The sequence below is a fragment of the Neorhizobium sp. BETTINA12A genome, from assembly GCF_023006485.1.
In the GTDB taxonomy this organism is placed as follows: Bacteria; Pseudomonadota; Alphaproteobacteria; order Rhizobiales; family Rhizobiaceae; genus Neorhizobium.
Genome location: NZ_JALBGW010000303.1, coordinates 1 through 2,151, shown reverse-complemented (window position 1 = coordinate 2,151; position 2,151 = coordinate 1). Strand labels below are relative to the sequence as shown.

3 protein-coding genes and 1 pseudogene are annotated in these 2,151 nt (G+C 62.3%); 1 reads left to right on the top strand and 3 read right to left on the bottom strand.

Translation table 11 applies throughout. The features are described 5' to 3' along the window. Nucleotides 1-390 (bottom strand): DUF2336 domain-containing protein (locus MOV61_RS29600; protein ID WP_247139132.1); only part of this gene is annotated, 390 nt, incomplete at its 3' end. Between the two features lie 698 nt (nt 391-1,088). On the opposite strand from MOV61_RS29600, the gene MOV61_RS29595 reads away from it, so the two are divergent. Further along, nucleotides 1,089-1,265 carry a hypothetical protein gene (locus MOV61_RS29595; RefSeq protein ID WP_155414678.1) on the top strand — a complete coding sequence of 59 codons (177 nt, stop codon included), beginning with the start codon at nt 1,089-1,091 and terminating at the stop codon, nt 1,263-1,265. Between the two features lie 15 nt (nt 1,266-1,280). Here the strand turns inward: MOV61_RS29595 and MOV61_RS29590 are convergent, their stop codons facing one another. Then, on the bottom strand, nt 1,281-1,886 hold the full coding sequence (locus MOV61_RS29590; protein ID WP_247139131.1) for a DUF1254 domain-containing protein: 606 nt from the start codon (nt 1,884-1,886) through the stop codon (nt 1,281-1,283). 28 nt (nt 1,887-1,914) lie between these two features. Then, a pseudogene (locus MOV61_RS29585) lies at nt 1,915-2,151 on the bottom strand (hypothetical protein); the annotation flags it as partial.

Genomic DNA, 2,151 nt, shown 5'->3' with positions numbered 1-2,151 from the left:
ATCGCGGCGGGTGTTGCGGTCGTAGCGCAAGCCCACCAGCGCGTCGATCACCGTCGGCGACAGCGCTTCGCGGCGCACGATGGTGCGGGCATGCGCTTCCCCTTGGGTGCGGGCGATGGCGATCAGCGCATCGTCGGAAAGGCAGGTCGAGGAGGTCAGGAACGGGGCCGCGACCGCGATCGGTTGGCTGGCGATGAAGAAGGCGACGGCGGGGGGTATGTTCTTGCACTGGGAGAGGGCCGCGACCGCATCGCGGCGGGCTTCTTCGGACGATGCGGAAAACAAGGGGGCGAAGAGCTCGGCGAACTGTCGAAGCTCCGACCGCGAAGGGTACGGTAGGCTTTCGAAGCTCGTCACCGTGGCCATCAGCACCACATCCTTCTTACGCATGGCCTGGGGCCTTTCAAGGTCTCGAAACTCATTCGTCACTGGCAAACTCGCAATCAACGCAAAACAAATCCGGAGTGCCGAACGCCGATCAGGTGTGCCGGAAAAGCCCGCCTGGCGCTCTCATCGTACCTTGCCTGGGAAACTCCCGGTGGCGCGCGCCCGCTCACGCAGCTGTGAGAACATCTGCAGAATGGTGTCGCCTTGGTTTAACCGGATGCTAACTCTTGGAGGGTTAACGGTCTGTGAAAATGGATCGTTTTGATACGTCCGTGATTTCTTGCAGTTTCCCTGTTTCGGCCAGGAAATTGCGGCTGCGATCGGCGCCTGCGGAGGCGGTGAACCAAACCGAGGCTCCTGCGTTTTGGCTGCGGACAACAGACATCCACCGGTAGCAACTGCTATATTAGCAGTAAGGAATTGTTAACGGTGGTCTGGCTGAATCATGGGGTAACCGGCGTGTGTTTTGCCGGGTTTCAAGTACCGGATGGCCCCGCGTCCCTGGGACCTTCTCCATAACGGCCGGTTCAGGCGGAACCGGCCGTCCATGTCGAAATGTCGTTGCGCTTTCGAACAAGGCGCACAGGCGAGAAAGGCGCGGATGCCCGAACTTCTATCTCGGGATGCGTCAGGCCCTTGGAGAGGGCAGGGTGAGATCGGTCCGTCTTCATCCGTCTCGAATTCCTTAAACGGAGACGAGCATGGCAGAGATCGTAATATTGAACAGATGGCGCAGCGAGCATCAGCGCCGGCCGCAGATCAAGATCGGCGAAAGCGACAATGCCGGGCAGCTCCTGCTGTTCACTGGCGTGCGTTACGAGCGTTTCGAAGACCTGGGCGACCGCAAGGCCGAAAACCACGCGGTGCGCGCCGAATAGCCGGCAAGACAGACATCAGAACCGGCTTCGGGAGCGCCATTCGAACGGTGCGCAGGTTGCCTGGTTCAGGAATTGCGACACGATACCCGCAAAGCTCGGTTGCGGGACGAGACTTCTCAGGACGGCATAGCCAGCCGTCTCTTTGGCTTCCACCAGGATCGACTGCGAGACTGCCTGCGGCAGCGCCTTGCGCAATGCGGTCGTCTGCGCTGGGGAGGCAATCACCACATCCAGCACGCCGCCGGCCGATGTCCGGTCATTGATGCTGAACACCTCGTTCGACGACTGGTCGTAGACGCCGAGCGACCAGAAGGGCACGCCGCCATTGGCGGCCGTCAGCCGGACCGGCCCGTCGGAGATATCGAAGGCGCAGACCGTCGCATCGACGAACGGATCGTCCTTGGCAAGCCCGGCGCGATCCGGCTTTTCTCCCAGCCGGTAGAAGCGGAAGATCTCCCCTTCCGCCAGCACCCGCGTATAGGCGTCGCGCTCACTGAAACTCGGCAGCGCCAGCACGATGATCAGGTGCAGCAGCGCCGCGCCGATCAAGCCGGTGATCACCGCCAGCAGCGCCTTCAGCGCGAACCCCCGGGATACCGGCTCCGCAGCTCTCGAACTCACCGACCTCAAACGTCTAAATCCAAGCCTTCTAGACATTGCCGCACCCGGTCTTCTCGATACGCGGCATGGTGAGGTCGATCAGGCCGGAGCTGCCGGCCGTCGGCGTGTCGAACAGCGTCAGCGTCAGCCGGAACGCGCCAGGCGCTGCGACGGCCAGCCAGTTGCCGGGTTTGGCGGTTGCGGAAATCGCGATGTCGAAACCGCCGTCGCTGTCGCCGTCGCGCAGCACGATGCGGGAGTTGAGCGCAGTCGGCAGGTCCGATTG

Excerpts from the sequence above, each read along its gene's own strand:
- MOV61_RS29595 (WP_155414678.1), top strand. The coding sequence starts at position 1,089 with ATGGCAGAGATCGTAATATTGAACAGATGGCGCAGCGAGCATCAGCGC.